We start from the raw sequence: 25,406 nt of genomic DNA on the forward strand, positions 1-25,406 counted from the left end.
AGCTGCTCGAAAATTTCTTTTCAAACAGCTTTATATCAAGTAGTTTATTTTAATTTATTTAATGAAAATCTTTTGAGAGTAAGTGCCATTTGAATTAATGACATTAATAATATAAGCTCCATCAGGATAAGCACTGGTTGATAAAACGATCGTAGAAAGATTAGAAGTAGTATTAAGCAGTTGATTGCCCGACATATCAAATAATTTTATTTGTGATTGACCCGAAAAATTATCCAAAATAATATTCATATTATCCTTAGACTGATCTAAGAAAACCCTGATACTGCCATTATATCCAGTAGAAGTTGTTGATGTAGTATTGCTATTGACTGAACTAGTAGTCGCCCTTTTCCAAACACGAATATAATCTACTGACATTGACGTAGGAATAGCTGGAAGTTGCTTTTTGGCACGAGCATCAGTTACTGGATTTATAGGTTCAAATTTATTATCTAAAAAAGTTACAAAAGGAACTCTAAGCCCTAAAGAAACTGTCACATACATGGGTAAATTCCAATGAGTATTAGGTTTTGTTGCTACTTTTTTGCCATCTACATACCATGTGATTTCAGTATCAGTTACTTCGCATCCATAAACATGGTAGCCTAAAGTTGGATTAAATGAAGCGGTGTAATGATTTTTTTGAGTGGCTACATTCTGTTTTGGTCTATACCAAACTCGTTTTCCCCCTTCTTTTAAAACCAAATGTAAGTTAAGATCCATGTCAAAAATATCATCTTGTTCTCCGTTGAAATAATCAAATTGTTGCAATTCGACCACATCAATTTCAGAATATACGGTCTTGCCTTCTGCAGCAGCGTCATTAAAATCACTATAAAGCCAAAAGGAAGGACATACTCCACGTCCGTTGTCAGCTCCTGGAATATTGATTACAGCTCCTTTCATTTTTACTTCAACAAAACCTGTTGTAAAAGTACTTTTGGATTTTAAAATACCCGAATTAAAATAAGTACCATCTACAGGAACATTATTGGTATTGTGACTCATTTTAATTTCAGCTGCGTTATTCACAATCTTAACATTGCTGTTGTTATTCCATTTCCAGGCATTTACAATCGGTAAATTATTGGCATAGTTCCATTTATTGGCCCAATCAATCGTAGAACTATTAAATTCGTCCGACAAATTAGACTGCAATTCCCACTGTTTATTAGGGTCGGGAGAATTTATAAAAGGGGTTTGTTGTCCATAGACAAAAGAAGATACTACTAAAAGCAGTACTAACGATTTTGGTTTAAAATTCATAATATTTGGGTTAAGTTAATAAACCCAAATAAAAAGAGAAATAACAGTAAAAAACATACTGAAATTATCCTGTAGCAAGTTGAAATTAACCTATTAAAAAAAAACTATTCGAAAATGACTTTTCAAATAGCTTTACACAGAGAATATATCACAACAGTATGTTATACTACTGTTCTTGTGAAATATTTATTTCCAAACACGAACATAATCAACAGACATAGAAGTGGGCATTCCTGCAAGTTGCTTTTTGGCACGCTCATCAACCAATGGGTCAACTGGTTCGAATCTATTGTTCATGAATTTAACAAAAGGAACTCTAAGTCCTAAAGACATCGTAACATTCATAGGACGATTCCAATGTCCATTAGGCTTAGTAGCCACCTTCACCCCATCAATATACCAATTGATTTCAGTTTTTGTCACCTCACAACCGTAAATATGATAATCTAATCTAGGGTCAAATGAAGCTGTATAATGGTTTTTTTGGGTTTCTACTCTTTGTTTTGGACGATACCAAACATCTTTACCATTTTCTTTGATTACCATGTGTAAGTTAAGATCCATATCAAAAATATCATCTTGCTCCCCTTTAAAATAATCAAATTGCTGCAATTCGACTACATCAATTTCAGAATAAACAGTTTGGCCTTCTTCAACATTTCTATCAAAATCACTATACAACCAAAACGAAGGACAAACTCCTCTACCATTATCCATCCCTGGAACATTGATTGTCGCCCCTTTCATTCTAACTTCAACAAAACCAGTAGTAAAAGTATCTTTAGATTTTAAAATACCCGAATTAAAATATGTACCCGCAACAGGAACATTATCAGTATTATGACGCATTGTAATTTCTGCGGCATTATTTACAATATTTACATTCGCTTCATTGTTCCATTTCCAAGCATTTACATTTGGAAGAACTTTTTTAAGTAGCCATTTATTATTCCAATCAATTGATTTTGAATTAAATTCATCAGATAAATTAGTTTGTAGTTTCCATTTTTTACTAGAATCTGGAGATAGTATATACGGCTTATTTTGACTCAAAACCGAAAAACAAACAACAAGAAGCAACAGTGAAAAAATTTTTTTCGAATTCATTTTAGTTAAGTTTTATTGAATTATCAAATTAATGAGATATTCAATAAAAAAACAGACTCAATTTTATCCTCTAATACATTGAAATTAACTAATTTACCATAATATAGAAACAAAAAAAATCGGTTTAAAATTACTTTCAAACCGATTTGTTACTATATTAAGCGAAAACTATTTTTTAGCTTCTGCTTTTTCTGCTTTCTCTTCTTTGTCCTCTTTTTTATCAGCCGACTTGTATTTGTCGTTTAACGCTTTGATGATTTCCTTAGTGATATCTAATTTATCTTCAGCATATAAAATAGAAGCTACATCACCTGTTCCAAAAATGTATGTGTAACCGTTCTTTTTACCGTAGTCTTTGATGAATTTTTTAACACCCGTTACTAGGGTATCCATTTCAGCTCCACTTTCTTGTTGTAGTTGTTGAGCCAATGCTTGTTGTGCATAACCTAGTTGTTGCTCTCTTTTTTGCAATTCAGCCGCTCTTTTTTGTGCCCATTCTTGACCGTTAGCTTGTGCTTGCGATTGGAAATTAGCAGCGTCTTGTTTAAAACGATTAATCTCTGCTTCTAATTGTCTTCCTTTTTCTTCAGACTGTGCTTTATATTTTGCTTCAAGGTCTTTTGCCTCTGTGTATTCTTTCATTAATTCTGAAGTATCAACATAAGCTGTTTTAGCTTCTTTTACTTCTACCGCTTTCTGACAAGAAAAAACTGAAACTGCCATCGCGATAATAAATAGTACTTTTTTACTCATGCTGTTTTTATTTGTTTTTTGGTATTCGTGAATCTCTGATTTCATTTTGGTGTATTTGTGATTATTTGTGATTGGAACAAAAATATAAAAAAATAAGTAGCATCCTAAAATTCTTTAGATTTTGGCTTATTTTTAAACTATTAGATTTCCTTATTGTAATAAAATTTTAGATAATTTTAAGCTATAAAAATCGGCTTCATTAGATTAATTTTAAGCGAATTTCAAAAAAACGGACACATAATCCATATTTTAAATAGAAAACAGCGCTTAAAACCACTTAAAATCAATTTTAGCTGTTTTTTAGCACGTAAATATGGGAGGAATACTCCAAATTGTGTTTTGCTTTCAAATTAGACTGCAATCCTATAAAAAATGCTTTTACAAAATTCATTTTCCCTGTTTTGTATTTTTCTGAAAGCAAACTCACATAAAAAGAATCAAATTTCATGGGAAGGATTTTTTCTAAATCCATTCCTTCTTTTTGAAAAAGACTTTGGATGGACTTTTTTGAGAAATGCCAAAAATGAATGGGCACATCATAAGCCGCCCAAAAGGCACCATAATGTTTTGCGTCGAAAGATTTATAATTTGGCACCGCAACGATTAAAGTTCCGCTTGGTTTTAAAAGTCGTTTCAATTCTTTGATTTGAAAATCTAAATCGGGTACATGTTCTAAAACATGCCACATCGTAATGACATCAAAAGAATGATTTTCTAAATCGGTTGTGGCGTTTACAAATTCAATTCCTTTTTTGATTGCAATTCCTTTTGCCCTATCGCTAGGTTCAATTCCGATTGTTTTCCAACCGTTGTCTTTGGCCACATTTAAAAAATCTCCTGTTCCTGCTCCAATATCTAAAATACGACCTTGAGACTTTTGCATCGAATTAATTAAATTCAATTTATTCTTCAGTGCAATCCCTTTTACAAAATGATAGGCTTTTTCAAATAACGAACGTTTGTTATCGGTATGCGAAATATAATCTTCACTTTCGTAATATTTACCTAAAACATCCAAACTCGGTTGCGGATGTGTAATCAACATATCCAAAACTTCATCATGATAAAGTTCAAAAACTTCTTGAGAAACCGAATGGTCTTTTACAGTAAGAAAATGTTTTTTGTTTAAAATATTCATTTTATAGTGGTCAATAATCAGTTAGTTAGTAATCATTTTATCAGTATTACCAAGGGGTTAGTAAATAAAAACCTAAAGAGTTTCACGTGGAACAATGTTGTAAAAAAGTGTTCTGTGTTCAGTTATTTAGTAATCAGAACAGCGGTAACTGACTACTAAATAACTAAACACTGAACACTAACTACCTTCCCATATACACTAACAACACCGAAATATCGCTTGGAGACACTCCACTAATACGCGATGCTTGCGAAATAGTTACAGGACGAATCTTTGATAATTTTTGTTTGGCTTCAATTGACATCGATTTGATTTTATGGTAATCAAAATCTTCAGGAATTTTTACATCTTCTAGTCTGGTTAACTTATCAGCGTTGTTTCTTTCCTTTTCGATATAACCTGAATATTTTACTTGAATTTCGGCTTGTTCTAAAATTTCTTGATCGACATCGTTCTCTTCAATATAGGTTTTTACTTTTTCAAATCGCATCATATCCTCTAAATCGATTTGTGGTCGAGAAAATATTTTAAACATTTTGTCACCTTGCGAAATAGCAGCTGTTCCTTTTGATTCCAAAATAGGATTAGTTTCTCCAATCGTTACACTCGTTTCTTTGAAGAAATTGACCATTTTTTCAGATTGATTAAACTTATGTTCCATTCGACGCATACGTTTATCCGAAGCTAAACCGATAGCATTTGACATTGGAGTCAATCGATAATCGGCATTATCTTGACGCAATAAGGTTCTATATTCAGCACGAGAAGTAAACATTCGATATGGCTCTTCAGTTCCTTTAGTAATCAAATCATCAATCAAAACACCAATATATGCTTCGTCGCGTTTCAAAATAAACGGATCTTTTTCGTGTACTTTTAAGTGCGCATTGATACCCGCCATCAAACCTTGAGAGGCCGCTTCTTCATATCCAGTAGTTCCATTTATCTGACCAGCGAAATATAATCCTTCCACTAATTTAGTTTCCAAAGTATGTTTTAATTGTGTTGGCGGAAAATAATCATACTCGATTGCATATCCAGGACGGAAGAATTTCACCTTTTCAAATCCGGCAACAGAACGCAAAGCTTTAAACTGAATATCTTCAGGCAACGAAGTTGAAAATCCATTCACGTATACCTCACAAGTATTCCAACCTTCAGGCTCGACAAATAATTGGTGGCGTTCTTTATCAGCAAAGCGATTGATTTTATCTTCGATAGAAGGACAATATCTTGGACCGATACTTTTGATACGACCATTAAACATTGGTGAACGATCAAAACCTTCTCTCAAAATATCATGCACATCCAAAGAAGTGTAGGTCATATGACAAGAACGTTGGTGAATCAACGGTTTTGTTTCATCAGAATAAGAGAACTTATCAGGACGTTCATCTCCTTTTTCTTCATTCATTTTGGAGTAATCCAACGAACGACCATCTACCCTTGGAGGCGTTCCTGTTTTCATTCGGCCTGCTTCAAAACCTTCATTAACCAAATCTTCAGTTACTCCATAAGCAGCACTTTCTCCAGCTCTACCTCCTCCAAATTGTTTGTCTCCAATATGAATCAAACCGTTCAAAAAAGTTCCGTTTGTCAAGACCACCGACTTAGACCTAATCTCTACTCCTAAGGAAGTTTTGATTCCTTTTATCTTGCCGTTTTCGATTATCAAACCTTTAACCATCTCTTGATAAAAATCAAGATTTGGCGTTCCTTCTAACATCATTCTCCACTCTTCAGCAAAACGCATACGGTCAGACTGAACTCTTGGAGACCACATTGCAGGACCTTTTGACTTGTTCAACATCTTGAATTGAATCGCAGTTTTATCTGAAACAATTCCAGAGTATCCACCAAGGGCATCAATCTCACGCACTATTTGTCCTTTGGCAATTCCGCCCATAGCAGGATTGCAAGACATCTGTGCAATGTTCTGCAAACTCATTGTAACCAACAAAGTTTTCGAACCCAAATTAGCCGCTGCTGCTGCAGCTTCTGAACCTGCATGTCCTGCACCTACCACAATTACATCGTACTCTTCTAAAAACATTTTTTATATTTTGTTTTAGAATTAACTTTTAGATTGCCCAAAAATCAATTCTATTTATATTGTTCCACGTGAAACATATTCAATTTAGGAATTCTTATTTAGGAATTAGGATTGTTTAAAAACGAATTAACTAACAATGTTCCACGTGAAACAATTTGTAATATTTTATAAATCCTTAATCAAAAATCAACAATCCTTAATCTAATGTTTCACGTGGAACATCTTCATTTTCTCTTCCTCTTTAGAGCGCATTAAAGCCTCGTCATCTTCTGTTTTATCTTTATAACCACAGTAATGTAATACACCGTGGACCAAAACTCTTTTTAATTCTTCCTCGAACGAAACATTAAAATCCTTAGCATTATCTTCCACTCGTTCTACGGAAACGAAAATATCACCATGCAATTCATTACCCATTGAATAATCAAAGCTGATAATATCCGTTAAGGTATCATGATTCAGATATTCTAAATTAATCTTGTGAAGGTAATCATCATCACAAAAGATATAATTTATCTCCCCTTCTTTCTTGTTCTCGGACTCAATTACTGAAGACAACCAAGAGGCATAAACTTCTTCGTTTTCTAAACTGAATTCATTTTCGTAATTAAAACTAATCATTTCTTATTAAAATATTCTTGAACTTTTTGTTCAAAATTAGAGCGCAAAGGTAATGATTGTCTATTTAAAATTTCAATGCTATTTAAATAATCTAACAAAGGCTTAGGCAAGGCATTAGAACGGTTTTGAAAATCCTTTTTATTGGATTCTGATTCACGTTTGTTATCTTGGTTTTGTTGTTGAATAGCTGTTTCTAATTTTAATAAATCTTGCTGCACATTCAACATCCGTTGTAACACTTCATTATTAAACCCCTTGTTTAATAATTGCTTTTCTATCTGTTTCATTTGTTCTAAAGCATTGTGACCACTACCTCCAAGACCCTGCTTTTTTAATTCATTTTCTAATGATTCCCTCAATTGCATTTGCTCTTTATAGATCTCCATAATCGCTTTAGCATCCCCTTCACCATCTTCACCATCATTTCCTTCTTGAGAACCGCCTTTTCCTGATTTACCTTCAGAACCTTTTTTACCCTCTTTACCATTCCCATCTTTCTCACCTGCCTTCATCCCATCCTTCATCTTATCACCAAGACCTTTTTGTTTCTTGATAATATCTGGCAGTTGCATTCCATCTCCATCACCTTGTCCTGGTTTAGGCTTACCTCCTGAAGAACCAGATAAAGACATTTGCATATTAGAAAGAATCTCACTTAGAAAATCACCTAAAACATTAGTTGATGCAATAGCATATTGCTGATGAGATAATCCTTTTGCAACATTAGAATCAGTAAAACTATCTAAAGATTTATCGATATTGTATTGAATATTTCCAATTTCCTTAGTAATATTTTCTCCCAATTTGGGGTTACGTAAGGACATTGCAAACAAACTATCATCAACATGTTTAAATTGCAATTTTAAGTTTTGTTGTAGCTTTATGTTTTTGTTAAATGAAGGTGCTCCCGATTTAAGACTTCTAAATTGCAACATCAAATCTTCTTCCGATTTAGAAAAGGCTAAAAGATTGTCTAATATTTGACGTAACATTTTTACATCTTCTTCTAATTGTTCCTGCTCCCCACCTGCTAAACTTTGCCCCATTTTCTTTGACATGGACTTCATCTTTTGAGCAGCCGATTTCTGTTTTGGTTTTGCTTTAGAAGCATTATCTTTTTTTAATTCATCTGATGCTTTTTGCAAATCATCTTTAATACTTTTTTCAGCTGCATCGTCATTAGGTAAATCTAAAGGCTTTTTTAATTCCTTGTTTTCTTTATCTAGTTTATCTAAATCCTCGTGAATTTTATCAAAAGCTTCATTAATGTCTTTTTGTTTTTCTGCAGAATTTTCCCTTTCATTATCAGATAATTTGTTTTGCTTGTCGGCTAGCTTGTCTAACTTATCGGCAATTTGTTCAGCCTTTTTTTCAACATAATACTTTTTAGTTAGTTCTACTAATTGTTCTAAACTCTTGGTTTGGTTTTTACTATTTTGTTTGAACTTATCGAGCTTTTCTAATAAATCTTCTTTCTTAATTTTATCATTTAACGCTTTAAGTTCGTCCAACAGTTTTTGATTTTTTTCTAAATCTTTATTAGCATTCTCCAAACGTTTTTTCAATTCTTCTTTGAATTCATCATTCGATTTTGATTTAAACTCTTCTAGATTCTCTTTCATTTTCTCCGTAAATTGTTTCATCATTTCGTCCTGTTTCTTTTGACGATTGATAAAATCGATTACGTTTTGTTGTTCTTTAAATTCGAAATTAGTTTTCTCTTTACCTAGTTTTTGTAATTTATCAATATCCGAAAATTGCTTCTTTTGATCTTTTAGTGATTTCTGTAATCCATTAATATTATCAGATTGTTGTTCTAAAATGGAATCAGCCTTCTCCATTTCAGTTGCAATGCGATTGGAGAAAACGGAAGACTTCGAAGATTTATATCCATGTAAAACATCATTATCAAAAACTTCAAAATAATAATCATAATTTACTCCTTGCTGAACAGGAAGATTGCCAGGAAATGAAAAAATAAATTGGTCCACAATTTTACTTTTCAACGGAATTGTTCCACGTTTAGCATTTGCTGGTTTGTCATGCTCGTAATAAACGATTTGTAATTTGTGTAAACCATTGTCATCAGCAATTTGACCCAAAACATAATTCTTTTGAATCTTTAAACTATCAGGAGCAAAGGAAACATTGATGCTAGGATGCTGATCTTTGACAACATTGAGTTGGTATTGTAATTTTTCGAAATTCTTAATGCTAGAATTCGAAGTAATAATTTGATATTCTGTATTTTGAGTTACTATTTTGGATAAAGTGAAGCTGTTTTCATTCGAATTGAAAGAAACACGATTGTTATCAATCTCCAATTCCACTTTTTGAGTGGCTTGTGTAGTTAGTTTCCAACTTATTTTTGTTCCTTCTGGAACGATAGCATTTCCTGTTCCTTGAATGATTTCAGATTTTTTATTTAAGTACGAAGGATATGTTAATTGCATCAAAAAATTAGAAATGGAAGGAACTGCAACCACTTTTAATTCATAATCCATAGAACGAACACCATTTGCCTCCACGTGAAACAATACATCTTCATTAGGTTTTGGGATTGTAAATTGAAATTCGCCATCCTTAATGTTCTCTAAAAAATAACTTTCATTTCCAATATGGATCGTAGCGTTTTCCGGAACGAGCTTCCCAATGGTTTTTATTTGCAATACAAAATCCTGCTGCTCCTGAGTTTGTAATTTAGAATTAAGAACCACAAATTCAAAAGGTGCTGGTGGAACAAAAGCTTGATTATAATGGACTACTCTATTCAAACTTTGAGAAATGATTTGGTTATTTCCTGACAGATACAAAAAAGAAAATAGCAAAACAGGAATAAGCGCTAGTGGTAAATATTTTTTATTCTCAGAAAAATCAATGGCTTTGCCAAAAGAAATGGGTTGTAATGCATTTGCTTTTTGTTCGATTGAAGCCAGAAGCAATTCGGATTTTGAATTGTCATTGGACAATTGCAGAAAGTTTGTTAATTGGTCACTTACTTCAGAAAAATGATTTCCAATGATAATTGATGCTTGTTTGTAATCAATTCCTTTTTGAAGTTTTAACAATTTAGAAATGGGGAAAAGTATAAATCTAAAAAATAGAAATACCTCTACTCCAACGAAAGTCCAAAAAAGAATCGTTCTTGCCAAAGGTTGTAACCAAAGAAAATATTCTACAAAAAGCGTGAATAATAAATAGATCAACCCCAAACCAATGAAGATAACGCTACCACGAATGAGTTCATTAGTGTAGTATTTCTTGATAAAAGCTTCTAACTTTTGATAAATAACATTTGAATATTCCAAAATTGTAATGTTAACATTATAATAACCAATAAAAGTACTATTTTATATCGATAACTAACAAGTAGTTAACATATTGATTTTTGAATGTTCATAAACCACCGCCAATTTGAATTTTGACCAACGCTCCTACAGCGCCGTATTTAGAAAAAAATAACACTGATGTGCGTATGCGTGAGGGATTGAACTAAGCTACCGAAGTAGCAGTGAAAGCCCGACAGCAGTAAACAAAGGGGCTTTATACGCACAAAGAAAAATAAGCCCCTTTCTTTACTGCTGGCACGCCCAAATAAAAAAAGCCATTATAAATTGTATCTTTGCACCAAAATTTACAAAAAATGTCAAAGCAAGTTAGAGTGCGTTTTGCACCAAGCCCAACGGGACCCTTACATATTGGCGGTGTGCGTACCGCTTTATTCAATTATTTATTTGCCAAAAAACATGGTGGAACGTTCTTTTTGAGAATTGAAGACACCGATCAAAACCGATTTGTTCCTGGTGCTGAGAGTTACATCATGGAAGCCCTAGAATGGTTAGGAATTGCTCCGGATGAAACGGTGGGGAAAAATGAAAAATTTGGTCCTTATCGTCAGAGCGAACGTAAAGAATTGTACCAACAATATGCTGACCAATTGATTGATTCAGGTTGGGCATACTATGCATTTGATACTGCCGAAGCATTGGATGCTCACAGAAAAGAGCACGAAGAAAAAGGAAAAACGTTTATATACAACCACCACAACAGAGAAAAACTGGATACTTCATTAGCTATTTCTGCAGAAGAAACAGCTAAGAGAATTGCTGCTGGTGAAGCCTATGTGATTCGTTTTAAAACGCCAGTGGATGAAATTTTGCATTTGAAAGATATCATTCGTGGTCATGTGAAATTTGACACGAACTTACTTGATGACAAAGTTTTGTTTAAAAGTGATGGCATGCCAACTTATCATTTGGCAAATATTGTTGATGATCATTTGATGGAAACAACACACGTAATTCGTGGTGAAGAATGGTTACCATCAATGCCATTGCACGTTTTATTATACCATGCATTTGGTTGGCCTGCTCCTGAATTTGCGCATTTACCTTTGATTTTGAAACCTGTTGGAAACGGAAAGTTATCCAAACGTGATGGTGATAAATTAGGTTTTCCAGTTTTCCCATTAGAATGGAAAACAGAAGAAGGCATATCATCTGGATATAGAGAGAAAGGATTTTTCCCGGAGGCTGTTGTTAACTTCTTAGCTTTATTAGGTTGGAATGACGGAACCGACAAAGAATTATTTTCATTAGAAGAATTGGTAGAAGCATTTGATTTAGACAGAGTGCATAAATCTGGAGCCAAATTTGATCCTGAAAAGAACAAATGGTTCAATCACCAATACTTAATTAAAGCGGATGACGCTGTTTTAGCGGCAGAATATGCTAAAATTTTGAATGAAAAGAATATTTCGGTATCAGAAGCTGTTTTAACTAAAATTGTATCGCTAATCAAAGAAAGAGCGCATTTTGTGTCGGAATTTTGGGAAATGAGTGATTTCTTTTTGGTAGCTCCAACGGAATATGATGCGAAAGCATCTAAAAACTGGAAAGAGGAAACACCAGGATTCATGCAAAATTTAATTACAGTTCTTGAAGGTATTGAAGATTTTACTTCAGTAAACATTGAAACGATTGTTAAAGAATGGATGACTAAAAACGAGATTGGAATGGGGAAAGTAATGCAACCTTTCCGTTTGAGTTTGGTTGGCGCTTTAAAAGGCCCTCACCTATTTGATATCGTTGAAGTAATTGGAAAAGAAGAAACGATTGCTAGGATTAATAAAGCGATTGCTAGTTTGTAAAAACAAAACATTAAAATAGGTTACCTATTAAAACCATTAAGTAATTAAGAAAAGTTAAGGCTTAACTTTTCTTAATTACTTAATGGTTTATTTTTTTAGTGTTGTGAAATTAAAAATTGTCGACTATAAATAAATAATCATATTTCCATTAATTATACTTGCATTTCCTCTCAAATTGTTGCCTTGATTATTAGAATTTAAATTCCCTAATAAATTAGTTACCCCATATTGATAGGAAACATTAAAACGAAGGTGCTTCCCTCCTGCTGTAATTCCAACAGTTGGAAATAAATTAAACTTAGAAACGTCAATAATATCAATCGCTCTTAAAGTTGTACCATTGATCGTATTATTTTCTTTATCAGCATCTAATTTAAGTTTTCCATTTAATTGAACAATAGGACCAAATTCGAAACTTAAATGATTTTCTAAAATTACATAACTCAATTGCAAACTAATTTGAGCAGAGGGTAATTTGTATTTTACATCTTCATCGATAATTCCATTATACTTGGTTGCAACAGAAAAATTATTTTCACTGAACTGCATTGCATAAATCATATCCCAACTGTTATAGAAATTTCCACGCATCGATAATCCACCGTTCCAACCAGTTTCAGCTTTTGTTTGAAAATTATCTGTATTTAAAGTCATTTGATTGACACCAATAGTAATACCAATTCGATTAGAATCCCTATAACCATATTGAGCATGAGTATAAATGGTTGATAAAAAGAGAAATGCAATAAGTAGTCTATTTTTCATATAATAATTTTGAACTAACACAAACCTAAAGTTTTTTTGTTAATTTAGAGGAATAATCAACAAAAAATTAAAAAAATGGGCATTTCCTTTATTATTTTTCTCGTTTTAGGCTTTTTTATATTCCTATCATCCTTCTTTACTGTCAAGCAACAAACTGCGGTAATTGTAGAACGATTTGGAAAATTTTTAAGTATTCGTCATTCTGGTTTACAACTTAAAATCCCGCTAATTGATAATATAGCTGGACGAGTGAACTTAAAAATTCAACAATTAGATGTTATTATCGAAACTAAAACTAAGGACAATGTATTTGTTAAACTGAAAGTTTCAGTTCAATTCATGGTTGTTAAAGAAACAGTTTATGATGCTTTCTATAAATTAGAATTTCCACATGATCAAATTACATCCTATGTATTTGATGTCGTTCGTGCCGAGGTACCTAAACTAAAATTAGATGATGTTTTTGAACGTAAAGATGATATTGCTATTGCTGTAAAAAGGGAATTGAATGAGGCCATGACAACCTATGGATATACTATCATTAATACCTTGGTTACTGATATTGACCCTGATATTCAAGTAAAAAATGCGATGAACCGTATCAATGCTGCTGATAGAGAAAAAACAGTAGCCGAATTTGAAGCAGAAGCATCAAGAATTAGAATTGTAGCCAAAGCCAAAGCAGAAGCAGAAAGCAAACGTTTACAAGGACAAGGTATAGCCGACCAAAGACGTGAAATTGCTAGAGGATTAGTTGAAAGTGTAGATGTTTTAAACCGTGTGGGTATCAACTCTCAAGAAGCTTCAGCTTTAATTGTGGTTACCCAACATTATGATACCTTACAAGCCATTGGAGCTGATACCAATTCAAACTTAATCTTATTGCCAAATTCACCACAAGCAGGAAGCGAAATGTTGAATAATATGGTAGCTTCATTTAGTGCTTCAAATCAAGTGGGTGAAATGATGAAGAAAGGAAATCGTAAAAGAGCAAAAGAAGAAACGAAAAAACCGGATCCTATCATTGAATCGGGTTATGAAGATGAAAATAATGAAGATGATGAAACTGAATAAAAACGAATTATCTTAAATAAAAAAAAGAAGCTTAACGGCTTCTTTTTTTGTTTAATATCCATTTTATCAACAAAGGAATAACAATGGTTAAAACAGTATTATTTGTATTTGATATACCTGAATAGATACCCGAATAGATACTTTTAAAAGTACTAAAAACGTTCTTAGTCAGACCAGAAGGTGTAAACTGTTCTTTGGTCTTATGAAAACCTAAAATTATTTTTTGGTAATTAATTTCTTTTTCAATACTTAAAATTTCAAGATCAGTATCTATTTGTTCAAAAGAACTATATATTTTTTTAGCCATAATTAATTATTAAAAAAAATGTTAGAAAATTTCTTTAAAAGAAGTACTTCTATCCATTTCTTATTCAATAAAAGGAATAGTAAACCAATCACAAAATAACCTAATGCAACAGCAGAAAATCCCATAATATAACTTTCAAAATAAGTACTTAAAGCAAAAGCTAAACCTATTGAACCAAAGAACAAAACCATTAAAAGAATAGCTAAAAGCAACGTAAACTTAAAAATAGTCATTAAAGATTTCATAATAAGTTTGAAAACCTTTAATTTATAATAAGTAAGACTGTTTTCAACATAAGAATGAAATTCATTCTGTATGTGTTCTGCATTTTCTTTTATTTCTTCAAAAGCCATATTGATATATTTAATATTGAGTTATATTACTATAAACAATTATTTTTGAAGTTTAGCATTTTTGTTTTTTAATTCGGCTAGTTTAACTTCAAGAAAAGAGATAATATCTTCTGTTTTGTAACTCATATTTGAAAGCAAATCATCATAACTACCTTCTAAATCAATTTTTGCAGTGGTAAATTTATTCTTTACTTCTTCTGATAGAGACTCGAATTTTTTTTTCAATTCTTTTTCAGCATCATGATAACCATCTTTTATTTTTCCTCTGGTTTTAGATCCTTTATCTGGAGCAAACAAAATTCCAACTCCTGCTCCAACTATAGCTCCTGTTATAAGGGCTAACAATGTGTTTCCTGTATTATTTGACATAGCTTACTATTTTTTAAAATTTAGCATAAATATAAAGAATATTTGCATTATAAACAATTGATTATGACTATAATTCCAATAAATCATAAAAAAAAATCAAAAATTAACCCAGAGGTTAATAGTAAAAAAGCTAATAATTATAAGCCATGCTTTATATTATCCTTCACTCTATTTTAATAATAATAAATGAATACTCAAATTGAGAAGTAGATATGCTAAAAAAATTTCAGCAAAAAAATAACTTTAGGCTACTTTTAAGATTAAACTAAACTTTAAAAAAATTTGTGGTGTGAATAGGAACGCTATTTTAAAATTGCATTTGTTTTAAAAAAATAATTTCATGTCTTATTTATTTAAGTAGAAACCAAAAAATGACTTCAAAACAAAAATAGAGAATAGAATATTTAAAAATTATTAAAAAGGACTTAAAAAAGGCCAATCAATCTTATAAAATGATTTAAAAAGCAATTGCTTTATTCTTTTTATTAAAGAGGTGAAAGTATATCAAATCTAAAAAATTAAGCCTTAAAATAAAGATATAAAAGCTATTTTTAATTGATAAAAACTATTCAATTTAAAATAATAATAAAAAATTAGAATAATAAAAAAAAGCGCTGATTAAAGCGCTTTTGATAGTTATAATTTATTTAGAAATTGTTCTATGAATTCCTTTTCTCGTACTGTTGAGCTTTTAGGTGGATTTGCTTGTAATTTTAAAACTTCCTCTTTAAATGAATTTAAAAACTCCAAATCATAATTCAAATTAGACAAATTTAGAAGTGCTCTTGAACGAACAAATGTTGATTCGCTTTTAAGAGACATAAGATACAATTTAGAAAGATCCTCTTTATCATAATCTGATGATTTAAGAGGAGCATATTTCAAAATAAAATTTGAAAATAACAAGGATGCTTTATTGTTATTGATGTTCTTTTTGAATGAATTTTGCAATAAACTATAGTTAGAAATTCCAGCTAAGGTCTCCCCTATTGCTTGTCGAATCGCAATGCGTTCTTCTCTAGTAGCGACTTTAAAATACTTATTAATATCTTTTAAAGCATTATTAATGCTATTGTTATCTTTTTTTCCTTTTTCTTCCCATGCATCTTTTAAACCAACTGTTTTATTAAATACTAATTTAGAGCTTGAACTGTCTTTATCAACAGCAAAATACCCCAAACGTTGAAACTGAAATTTATCCCCAGATTTTACCGTAGCTAAACTAGGTTCTACATAAGCTGTCGTTAGTTGCAACGAATTAACATTTAAAAAATCTAAGAAACTCTTCTCTTTATGACTATCTGGAGCTTCATCAATAAACAAACGATCATACAAACGAACTTCTGCTGGAATGGCATGAGCTATAGAAACCCAATGCAAAGTTCCTGCTACTTTACGTTGTGAAGCTTCACTCCCACTTCCACTTCTTGAATCTTCATCATAAGTGACATGAATCTCGGTAATAACACCATTTTCATCTTTTACAACAGATTTCCCTTTAATGATATAGGCATTTTTAAGACGCACTTCATTACCTAAACTTAACCTAAAATATTTTGGTGGAGCAACCTCTAAAAAGTCTTCTCTTTCAATATAAATTTCTTTTGAAAAAGGAACTTTTCTATAACCTGCTGTTTCATCTTCTTGATTATTCTCAGCGTCAAGTAATTCTTCTTTCCCTTCAGGGTAATTGGTAATAACAACTTTTACAGGGTCTAAAACGGCCATCACACGAGCAGCCTTTTTATTCAAATCATCACGTAAACAGAATTCCAACAAAGAATAATCAATAATATTTTCACGTTTAGCAACACCTATGTTTTCACAAAACTTACGGATGGAAGCTGGTGTATACCCTCTTCTTCTTAATCCTGAAATAGTAGGCATTCTAGGGTCATCCCAGCCAGCTACAATATTATCTTGAACTAACTGTAACAATTTACGTTTGCTCATAACAGTGTAATTCAAGTTCAAACGAGCAAACTCGTATTGATGTGGTCTAACTTTAGTGTCGTCATAAATTTGATCCAAAAACCAATCATATAACTCTCTATGCATGACAAATTCAAGCGTACAAATAGAATGCGATACTTGCTCTATATAATCACTTTCACCATGCGTATAATCATACATTGGATAAATACACCAATCATTTCCTGTACGATGATGTTCTTTGTGTAAAACGCGGTACATGATAGGATCACGCATCAACATATTAGAAGAAGACATATCAATTTTGGCACGTAAAATATGACTTCCTTCTGGAAAATCACCATTTTTCATCCCTTCGAATAAGGTTAAATTTTCTTCAATAGAACGGTTTCTATAAGGACCATCAACACCTGGTTGAGTAGGCGTCCCTTTTTGAGAAGCCATATCTTCCGAAGATTGACTATCTACATAAGCTTTCCCTTTTTTAATCAAAAGTATAGCCCAATCATATAGTTCTTGAAAATAATCAGAGGCGTAACGCTCTTCAGCCCAATTAAAACCTAACCATTGTAAATCCTCTTTGATAGCATCTACATACTCTTGCTCTTCTTTGGCTGGGTTTGTATCGTCAAAACGTAAGTTAACTGGCGCATTGTACTTTAACCCTAATCCAAAATTCAAACAAATGGATTTGGCATGACCAATATGTAAATAACCATTAGGTTCTGGAGGAAAACGAAAACGCAATTGGTCTTGTGGAAAACCTGTAGCTAAACTTTCTTCAATGATTTGTTCTATAAAATTAAGTGATTTTTCTTCGGTGGCCATTATTTTGTTTTATTTTAGCAAAGATAAAAAAAGCAAGTTTAAAATAGTTTAAAGTTTAAAGTTTGTCACACTTAACTTTGAACAGTAAATAATATACTTCAAACGTAAAATTATGGGCATTATTAAATTAAAAAACATACGTACTTTCTCTTTTCACGGTTGCTTAGTCGAAGAATCAAAAATAGGTTCTGATTACTCTGTTGATCTCGAAATTAAAACTGATTTGACTACTTCTTGTCTATCTGATGACTTAAAAGATACTGTTGATTATGTACATTTAAACAAAATTGTAGTTGAGGAAATGGCTATTCGTTCGCAATTATTAGAACATGTGGGAAAAAGAATTATCAATCGTGTATTTAAAGAGATTCCACAAATAACTAAAGTAATATTAGGTGTATCAAAATTAAATCCTCCTATTGGTGGTGATGTTGAATCTGTTACAATACAATTAGAAGAGAATAGAAATTAAATTCCCAAAGTATTAAAATTCCGAATTCCAACATATTATAATAATTACTCTAAAAAGGAATTTGAAATTTGCATTTTGGAAATTTTATAGTACATTTGCAATCCAATAAATAATTGGCGTCGTGGCCGAGCGGCTAGGCTGGGCTCTGCAAAAGCTCCTACTCCGGTTCGAATCCGGACGATGCCTCAAGAAGAGATACAGAAATGTATCTCTTTTTTTTATGTCTAATTTTTAAGAAAAATTAAATAAAGTTTAGGTTCGAATCCAGACGATAACGGATCAATCCTAAAACCTGTGGAGCGACAAAAATTAAGCATAAATATTAGTTAGCCTAAAAAGGAAAAACTCAATGTTTCTAACTCCTCTAAACTGCGACCTAAAAGCTTTTATTTTGGCATTGAAGGATTCTGCCGAAGCATTAGTACTTCTGTTGTCAAAATAGTTTAATATGTTTTGATAATGATTGGTTATGGTTCGAGATATTGTGTTGAAAGACTTAAATCCTGATTGATTTACTTTTTCATGCCATTTGGCCAGTCTAGTAAAAGCAATTATTTTATCAGTTGTGTTTTCAAAGATATTGCGTAAGTCTTGTGTTAGATTGTATGCTTTATGAATATCGGGATATAAATTGAATAATAAGTCCGCACGTTCTTTTTGGTTCTGAGACCATTTTGATTTGTTTTTGTATAAAAAATAACGACTCCTAGCTAGTAGTTGTTTGAGGGTATCGCCGTTGGTTAATATTTTTGGTTCATACTTCGTTTTGCTGCTTTTAGCTTGTTCCATTGCTTCGTTTTCTTGGTCTATAGCTTTCCATCGGTGTTTAATTCTGATCTCTTGCAAAGCTTCAGTGGCAAGTTTTTGAACATGAAAGCGGTCGGTCACTTGTATTGCTTTAGGAAAACATTTTTTAGCAATTAATCCCATATTACCAGCCATGTCCAATGTTATTTCATTAACTAGGTTTCGTTGTTTAAGAGGGATTTTTTCAATAATTGCAATTACTGTTTCTGCTTTTGTTCCAGCAACCATCGCTACTATAGTGCCTTTTCTACCGTTAGCAGCTTTGTTTGTTAAAACGGTGTAAAGCTCGCCATTAGAAAGAGAGGTTTCATCAATAGATAACCGTTTTCCAATGTTTTCAGGAAAAATAAGCCATTGTTTCGCATGTGCTTTTTGATTCCAGATTTTAAAATCACTTAAGAAATCCTTGTATTGATATAGTAGGTTTTTGCCTTTGACACCATAGAAAGAGGCGATAGCATTACAATCATTAGGCTTTGAATCTATTGATTTCTTTTAAAAAAGACGCAAACTCCTGTGTTACCCGAGTTCCGTCTGCTACTAAATTCCAATCTCTAAATACAACTTGTCCAGTATCTTCGTTAAGCCATCTTCTACGAGTAATGTGTAGGTACACTTGATGTCCACGTATTGGAAAATCTTGAACAGTTATCTCATCAAAAAAACCTTTTGAACTTAATTTGTTTTGACGGTATTCTTTTGGAATCGAATTAATCTCTTTTAAGTATAAATGAAGAATTTCTTCACCTTTTTCATAAGAAGTAAGTTCAAAATAATCAACGATAATTTCTGGCAACAATAACTTGAGAAGTTCAACTAAGGAATCTTTCATTTGCATTTAATTTAAAACACAAATATCGAAATTTAATATTTCCCCACAACTTTTTGACTTGATCCACGATAACTCTTAAAAGCTACAAAAATCTATCTCTTTTTTTTATGTTTAGTTTTAAAAAAAAATTAAATAAACATAAGATTTAATAACAATAAGAAATTAAGGGTAGTTAAGTCATAATTCTTCTTTATTTCTTAATATTTATTAACTAGTAGGCATAAAAAAACGCTCACTAGGAGCGTTCTATTATTTCTTTATTTCTATTTTTTGAATAATTTGTTTAGCTCTTTCCTTTTCACCAGGAAAGAATCCTTGGATCATTAAAACCACTCCAAAAACCATTAAAACAATAGTAATACCTTTTTTAATTCTAAGAATATTAGAAGGTGTCATCTTGCTTTTTAATTGTTTAGCTAATACTATTTTCAAACTATCTACTAACAAATAAGTAACAATTACAGTGATGAAAAAGGTTAACATTCTGGAAGTTTGCATTTCTAATTTAGGGCCAACAGATATAATAACAGCTAACCAAAATCCTAAAACACCTATATTGATAATATTTAAAAAGAAACCTTTAAAAAATAAACTCAAGTAGTTTTTACGGATAATTTCATTGTCAATAGCTTTAGTATTTATTTTCTTTTCTTTTTTTAATTTAACAAAAGAAATAATTCCATAAGCAAGCATTAACATACCTCCAAAAATGAAAATTGAAGGTTGATCTTGCAAGCTTTTAATCATTCTATAACTTCCTAAATAAGCAATAGAAAGGAAAAAAATATCCGCTAAAACAACTCCTAAGTCAAATACTATGGCAGCTCTAAATCCTTTTATAATACTGGTTTCAAGTAAAATAAAAAAAACTGGGCCAATCATAAAACTTAAAAATATTCCCCAAGGAATACCAGATAAAATATCGTTTATCATTAAGATTTTAAATTTATTGTCTAATAAAAGAATGCAATTTAATTCATTTCTTCTATTTTTCCTCCCAGTACAGTTGCTTTATTTACTTGTTTTGGTTTTCCGTAAATCTTAATTGTACCGCCAGCTCTTACTTTTGCGTCTACTAAGGTTGTTGCATAAATTTCTGCATTTCCTCCAGCAGAAACGTTAATTGTGGTTTGAGAAGTATGTAAATCAGCTGCTTCTAAGATTCCTCCAGCTGTAATGGTTACATCTTGATTATTGGCTTTACCTGATAATTCAATAATTGCACCTGTAACGGCTTTTACATTCGCTTTTTCAGCATCAATTTCTAAATGTACTTCAGCTCCTTCCTTTGCACTAATATTCATAATGGTAGCTTTAAAAACAGCATCACTAGATACAAATGAACCTTCACTAGCACTTACATCATCAATATTTTTAAAATACAATTGCACCATAATATCATCACCTGATAATAATTTTGGAAAAGGCATTCTTATCTTTAATTCTCCATTCTTATTCACGGTTTCTAATTCAGAAGCTCTACTTCCCTTGATGACAATTTTATTTTCATTACTTGCAATTAATTTGACATTCACCTTATCAAAAACACTAATTGCATTAAAATCTCCTAAACTCTTAGTAACCTGTCCAAAAGTGATTTGAGATACAATCACTAAGGCTACAATCCATACTTTTTTCATTTTTAATTTTTTTGGCAGCCACTAATTTTGCGAATGACATTAATAAATGTAATTAGTGGCTATTTTTTACTCATTTCTTTTAACAAAATTGAAATCCAATTGTTTTTTTACTAAATCGGCATTTTTAACAGTAACGTAGATTTCGTCTCCTAATTGCAATAATCGTTCCGAAGTGGCACCCACTAAGGCATATTGTTTTTCATCAAATGAATAATAATCTTCTTTTATATCTCTAGTACGAACCATTCCTTCGCATTTATTTTCGACAATTTCAACATAAATTCCCCATTCTGTAACTCCCGAAATAACCCCCAAGAACTCTTGATCTTTATGATCTTGCATGTATTTAACTTGCATATATTTGATAGAATCTCTTTCAGCATTAGTTGCTAAACCTTCCATCGTCGAACAGTGTAAACACTTGGTTTCATACAATTCTTCATCGGCTGATTTTCCTCCATCAAGATAAAATTGCAATAAACGATGTACCATCACATCAGGATAACGACGTATAGGCGAAGTAAAATGTGAATAATAATCAAAAGCAAGTCCGTAATGCCCAATATTATCCGTGGAATATTTAGCTTTACTCATCGAACGAATCGCTAACGTATCAATTAAATTTTGCTCTTTTTTTCCACTTACATCTTCCATCAATTTATTCAATGATTTCGAAATATCATCTTTGTTTCTGAAATCAATTTTATAACCAAACTTAGCAATCACGGTTTGCATGGCTATTAATTTGTCTTCATTGGGTTCATCGTGAATACGATAAATAAACGTTTTCTTTTGTTTTCCAATGTATTCTGCCACTCTCCTATTGGCCAAAAGCATGAATTCTTCAATCAAATGATTAGCATCTTTGGAAATTTTAAAATAAACACCTTCTGGTTCACCTTCTGCATCTAAATTAAATTTTACTTCAACTTTATCAAATGATATGGCTCCATCATTCATTCTTTTACGACGGAAAATCTTGGCTAATTCATCTAATTTAAGCGTCGCTGAGACAATTTCTGGTGAAACTTGATAAGAACTACCTGTAATTGATATTTCTTCAGGAATTGTATCGTCTTTTGTTTCTATGATATATTGTGCTTCTTCATAAGCAAAACGTTGGTCAGAGAAAATCACCGTTCTTCCGAACCATTGGTTGACAACTTGACACTTTTCGGTTATTTCAAAAACCGCTGAGAACGTATATTTCTCTTCTTGTGGACGTAACGAACAAGCAAAATTAGATAAAACTTCGGGCAACATAGGCACTACCCTATCTACTAAATACACTGATGTTGCTCTTTGATAAGCTTCATCATCCAGTATCGTTCCTTCTTCTAAATAATATGAAACATCGGCAATATGAATTCCTATTTCGTAATTACCATTTTCTAATTGCTTGAATGATAAGGCATCATCAAAATCTTTGGCATCTTTAGGGTCAATTGTAAACGTAAGCGTATCACGCATATCGCGACGGTTGGCAATTTCGGCTTCGGTTATAGATGTATCTATTTTTTGTGCATAGGTCTCTACTTCAATAGGAAACTCGGCTGGCAAACCATATTCAGCCAAAATAGCATGAATCTCCGTATCGTGCTCTCCGGGTTTACCCAGTACTTTTATCACTTTACCAAATGGACTATCGGCTCTTTTTGGCCAATCTTCAATATGAACTAGTACAACATCACCTTGCTCTGCCTCTGCTATTTTATCTTTTGGAATAAAAATATCAGTATACATTTTTGGATTAGCAGTTGATACAAAAGCAAAGTTTTTTTGAATGTCAATAACCCCAACAAAATCGGTTTTGGCTCTTTCTACAATTTCAATTACTTCACCTTCAGGGCGTTTCCCTCGCCTACGATTATAAATGTAAACTTTTACAATATCCTTGTCTAAAGCATGATTCAAGTTATTCGTTGGAATAAAAATATCTTCTTCAAATTCATCACAAATAAAATAAGCCGTTTTACGACTTGTCATATCTATTTTTCCTTCGTAATATTCTTTACTTTCAGCTTTGATTAAATACTGACCAGGTTCCGTTTCAGTTATTTTTTTATTAGCAGCTAGAAACTTTAAATCTTTAATAATTTGATTCCGACTTTGAGTATCGTCTTTTTCTAATTTGGCTGCTATTTGTTTGTAGTTAAAGGCTTTATTAGCGCTATTCGATAGTATTTTTATAATTTTATCTGAGAAGTCCTGTTGTTTCTTTATTGGCTTTCTTAATCTTTTTCCCATATTTCTTTTCTTAAAATTCGAAATTACAAAATAGTTAACAGTTATAACGATTTGTGTTAGCAAATTAAATAAAATATAACGTTTACTTGAGACTATTGCAATTAAGATTTTTGATTAACAAACAAATAAAAACGAACATTCAGTTATTTAATAAAAACCAAATCTTAATTACTTATCCTGTTAGCTGTCACTTGTGTAAAATATCAATTTCACTAAGTTTTCACAACTTATTCACCATTGTTACTCAATAACTCATTATCAAGATGTCAAGCATTTCAACTATCTTTATAAACAAAGATTCAAATCATGGAAACATTTGTAACCATAGCCGTTTTTGATTACACGCATCAAATCGAAATACTTAAACATCGATTAGATCAAGAGGGCTTTCAATATTTTTTTGAAAACGAAATCATGTCTTCCTTTGCTCCGATGTACTCAACAGCTTTAGGCGGAATCAAATTGAAAGTTCATCCAAACGATTTTGAAAAAATCAAATTGATTCTTCAAGAAATGAAATACGATAACAATTTGAGAATCGTTTAATTTTTTCAAAGTTGTCAACATATATTAAATACAACAAAAAGAAAATTTTAAATTAATTAAATTATTGTTTGTTATTATAGCTTGTTAATAGTGCCAATAAATTTTAGAAAAAGTATATTGTAATTCAGTTTTTCCTTGTTATCAAGAGTTATTAACATAGTTAATTTTAGCTAATGGTTTAATAATAAACACTATTTGAATTTTAATTAACAATGGTTAATAATCAAAAATGAAATAGAATTGTAAATAAGTATTTTTTAAAATAGTATTAATAAACTATCTTTTTATGTTTATAACTTTTCTAAAAATCGTTCAAACTTTTTTAGGTTTATAACTTTCGGTTTTGGATTACATTTTTTTCTTTTACAACCAAAAAATACTTCTAATTTTCTTTCTCAACTTATTAACATTTTATGTTAACATAAGGTTAACTGAAAATCAAGGGATTATAAACCATTATTAACAATCTATTTTTTTAACATTATTATTTAATTATATTTATTGATTATCAGTTATTTATGAGTTATTACAATTTGTTGATAACTCGCAATTCATTGAAAATAGGGGATTTATAGTTGATTATGTTTTTAGTATATCTTTTATTTTAATTTCAAAATAGAAACAACATTCTCAATATTCTGAATTTAAAGAATCTTTTGGTAAATTTGCACCCACAACTTAATATAATAGAGAATGAAAATTTCAATAGGAAACGATCACGCTGGTCCAGAGTACAAAAAAGCAATCGTAAAAATGCTAGAGGCAAAAGGATATGAAGTGACTAATTACGGAACTGATACTGAAGACAGTGTTGATTATCCTGATTTTGCTCATCCAGTTGCTACTGATGTAGCTGAAGGTAAGGCGGACTATGGAATTTTAATTTGCGGAAGCGGAAACGGAATTTCAATGTCGGCTAATAAACATCAAAATGTACGTGCAGGATTGTGTTGGATTAAAGAAATTGCTGCTTTAACAAGACAGCATAATGATGCCAATATCGTAAGTATTCCAGCTCGTTATACTTCTATTCAACAAGCATTAGAAATTGTTGATACTTTCTTAAATACTGAATTTGAAGGTGGAAGACACCAAAATAGAGTGAATAAAATTGCTTGTAGTTAAGTAATGCTATTATAACTAAGAC

22 protein-coding genes and 1 tRNA gene are annotated in these 25,406 nt (G+C 31.5%); 6 read left to right on the forward strand and 17 right to left on the reverse strand.

All coding sequences use genetic code 11. The features are described from left to right. Positions 1-54 precede the first annotated feature (54 nt). The 7 genes from SLW70_RS03590 to SLW70_RS03620 form a co-directional block, all read right to left on the reverse strand. Positions 55-1,266, reverse strand: coding sequence for a family 16 glycosylhydrolase (locus SLW70_RS03590; protein WP_320890637.1), 1,212 nt, complete (start codon positions 1,264-1,266; stop codon positions 55-57). 186 nt (positions 1,267-1,452) lie between these two features. Beyond that, positions 1,453-2,373 (reverse strand): family 16 glycosylhydrolase, encoded by a 921-nt coding sequence (locus SLW70_RS03595; RefSeq protein WP_320890638.1) that lies wholly within the window; start codon positions 2,371-2,373, stop codon positions 1,453-1,455. Between the two features lie 168 nt (positions 2,374-2,541). Then, positions 2,542-3,171, reverse strand: a complete 630-nt coding sequence (locus SLW70_RS03600; protein ID WP_320890639.1) for an OmpH family outer membrane protein — start codon at positions 3,169-3,171, stop codon at positions 2,542-2,544. A gap of 244 nt (positions 3,172-3,415) precedes the next feature. Beyond that, positions 3,416-4,264 carry a class I SAM-dependent methyltransferase gene (locus SLW70_RS03605; protein ID WP_320890641.1) on the reverse strand — a complete coding sequence of 283 codons (849 nt, stop codon included), beginning with the start codon at positions 4,262-4,264 and terminating at the stop codon, positions 3,416-3,418. A gap of 181 nt (positions 4,265-4,445) precedes the next feature. Further along, complete coding sequence (gene mnmG, locus SLW70_RS03610) at positions 4,446-6,317, reverse strand: tRNA uridine-5-carboxymethylaminomethyl(34) synthesis enzyme MnmG (protein WP_320890643.1); 1,872 nt, start codon at positions 6,315-6,317, stop codon at positions 4,446-4,448. A gap of 201 nt (positions 6,318-6,518) precedes the next feature. Beyond that, positions 6,519-6,938: an rRNA maturation RNase YbeY gene (ybeY, locus tag SLW70_RS03615; protein WP_320890644.1), complete on the reverse strand. Its 420-nt coding sequence runs from the start codon at positions 6,936-6,938 to the stop codon at positions 6,519-6,521. Further along, on the reverse strand, positions 6,935-10,246 hold the full coding sequence (locus SLW70_RS03620; protein WP_320890646.1) for a hypothetical protein: 3,312 nt from the start codon (positions 10,244-10,246) through the stop codon (positions 6,935-6,937). The genes ybeY and SLW70_RS03620 overlap by 4 nt, the downstream gene beginning before the upstream one ends. A 335-nt stretch (positions 10,247-10,581) precedes the next feature. Here SLW70_RS03620 and gltX point away from each other — a divergent pair, with 335 nt between their 5' ends. Then, the gene (gltX, locus tag SLW70_RS03625; RefSeq protein WP_320890647.1) at positions 10,582-12,087 is read left to right on the forward strand and encodes a glutamate--tRNA ligase; all 1,506 of its coding nucleotides are present in this window, start codon (positions 10,582-10,584) and stop codon (positions 12,085-12,087) included. Positions 12,088-12,210: 123 nt separating this feature from the next. Here gltX and SLW70_RS03630 read toward each other — a convergent pair whose 3' ends face one another. Then, positions 12,211-12,852: a PorT family protein gene (locus SLW70_RS03630; protein WP_320890648.1), complete on the reverse strand. Its 642-nt coding sequence runs from the start codon at positions 12,850-12,852 to the stop codon at positions 12,211-12,213. 75 nt (positions 12,853-12,927) lie between these two features. On the opposite strand from SLW70_RS03630, the gene SLW70_RS03635 reads away from it, so the two are divergent. Continuing rightward, on the forward strand, positions 12,928-13,926 hold the full coding sequence (locus SLW70_RS03635; protein WP_320890649.1) for an SPFH domain-containing protein: 999 nt from the start codon (positions 12,928-12,930) through the stop codon (positions 13,924-13,926). 31 nt (positions 13,927-13,957) lie between these two features. On the opposite strand, the gene SLW70_RS03640 is transcribed toward SLW70_RS03635, so the two are convergent. From SLW70_RS03640 to SLW70_RS03655, 4 genes are all read right to left on the reverse strand, one after another. After that, positions 13,958-14,233, reverse strand: coding sequence for a DUF6327 family protein (locus tag SLW70_RS03640; protein ID WP_320890650.1), 276 nt, complete (start codon positions 14,231-14,233; stop codon positions 13,958-13,960). 2 nt (positions 14,234-14,235) lie between these two features. Then, a complete protein-coding gene (locus tag SLW70_RS03645) occupies positions 14,236-14,586 on the reverse strand; it encodes a competence protein (protein WP_320890651.1) in 351 nt (116 codons plus the stop codon). A gap of 39 nt (positions 14,587-14,625) precedes the next feature. After that, positions 14,626-14,955 carry a YtxH domain-containing protein gene (locus SLW70_RS03650; RefSeq protein ID WP_320890652.1) on the reverse strand — a complete coding sequence of 110 codons (330 nt, stop codon included), beginning with the start codon at positions 14,953-14,955 and terminating at the stop codon, positions 14,626-14,628. Positions 14,956-15,591: 636 nt separating this feature from the next. After that, positions 15,592-17,715 (reverse strand): glutamine--tRNA ligase/YqeY domain fusion protein, encoded by a 2,124-nt coding sequence (locus tag SLW70_RS03655; protein ID WP_320890653.1) that lies wholly within the window; start codon positions 17,713-17,715, stop codon positions 15,592-15,594. Between the two features lie 112 nt (positions 17,716-17,827). Between SLW70_RS03655 and folB the strand changes: the two genes are divergently transcribed. Together folB and SLW70_RS03665 are read left to right on the forward strand one after the other, a co-directional pair. Continuing rightward, positions 17,828-18,187, forward strand: a complete 360-nt coding sequence (folB, locus tag SLW70_RS03660) for a dihydroneopterin aldolase (RefSeq protein WP_320890655.1) — start codon at positions 17,828-17,830, stop codon at positions 18,185-18,187. A gap of 115 nt (positions 18,188-18,302) precedes the next feature. After that, a tRNA-Cys gene (locus SLW70_RS03665) sits at positions 18,303-18,373 on the forward strand. Between the two features lie 123 nt (positions 18,374-18,496). Here SLW70_RS03665 and SLW70_RS03670 read toward each other — a convergent pair. The 5 genes from SLW70_RS03670 to rnr all read right to left on the reverse strand — a co-directional run bounded on the left by SLW70_RS03670 (position 18,497) and on the right by rnr (position 23,713). Continuing rightward, positions 18,497-19,450: a transposase gene (locus SLW70_RS03670; RefSeq protein WP_320891742.1), complete on the reverse strand. Its 954-nt coding sequence runs from the start codon at positions 19,448-19,450 to the stop codon at positions 18,497-18,499. Between the two features lie 13 nt (positions 19,451-19,463). Then, positions 19,464-19,826 carry a transposase gene (locus SLW70_RS03675; RefSeq protein ID WP_320888229.1) on the reverse strand — a complete coding sequence of 121 codons (363 nt, stop codon included), beginning with the start codon at positions 19,824-19,826 and terminating at the stop codon, positions 19,464-19,466. 249 nt (positions 19,827-20,075) lie between these two features. Next, positions 20,076-20,759, reverse strand: a complete 684-nt coding sequence (locus SLW70_RS03680; RefSeq protein WP_320890657.1) for a LysE family translocator — start codon at positions 20,757-20,759, stop codon at positions 20,076-20,078. Positions 20,760-20,797: 38 nt separating this feature from the next. After that, positions 20,798-21,466, reverse strand: coding sequence for a head GIN domain-containing protein (locus SLW70_RS03685; RefSeq protein WP_320890658.1), 669 nt, complete (start codon positions 21,464-21,466; stop codon positions 20,798-20,800). Between the two features lie 66 nt (positions 21,467-21,532). Beyond that, positions 21,533-23,713 (reverse strand): ribonuclease R, encoded by a 2,181-nt coding sequence (gene rnr, locus SLW70_RS03690; protein ID WP_320890659.1) that lies wholly within the window; start codon positions 23,711-23,713, stop codon positions 21,533-21,535. A 306-nt stretch (positions 23,714-24,019) separates the two neighbouring features. Here rnr and SLW70_RS03695 point away from each other — a divergent pair, with 306 nt between their 5' ends. After that, positions 24,020-24,259 (forward strand): DUF2007 domain-containing protein, encoded by a 240-nt coding sequence (locus tag SLW70_RS03695; protein ID WP_320890660.1) that lies wholly within the window; start codon positions 24,020-24,022, stop codon positions 24,257-24,259. Positions 24,260-24,952: 693 nt separating this feature from the next. Next, complete coding sequence (gene rpiB / locus SLW70_RS03700) at positions 24,953-25,384, forward strand: ribose 5-phosphate isomerase B (RefSeq protein ID WP_320890661.1); 432 nt, start codon at positions 24,953-24,955, stop codon at positions 25,382-25,384. Positions 25,385-25,406: the final 22 nt, after the last annotated feature.

Source organism: Flavobacterium sp. NG2 (assembly GCF_034119845.1).
Classification (GTDB): Bacteria; Bacteroidota; Bacteroidia; order Flavobacteriales; family Flavobacteriaceae; genus Flavobacterium.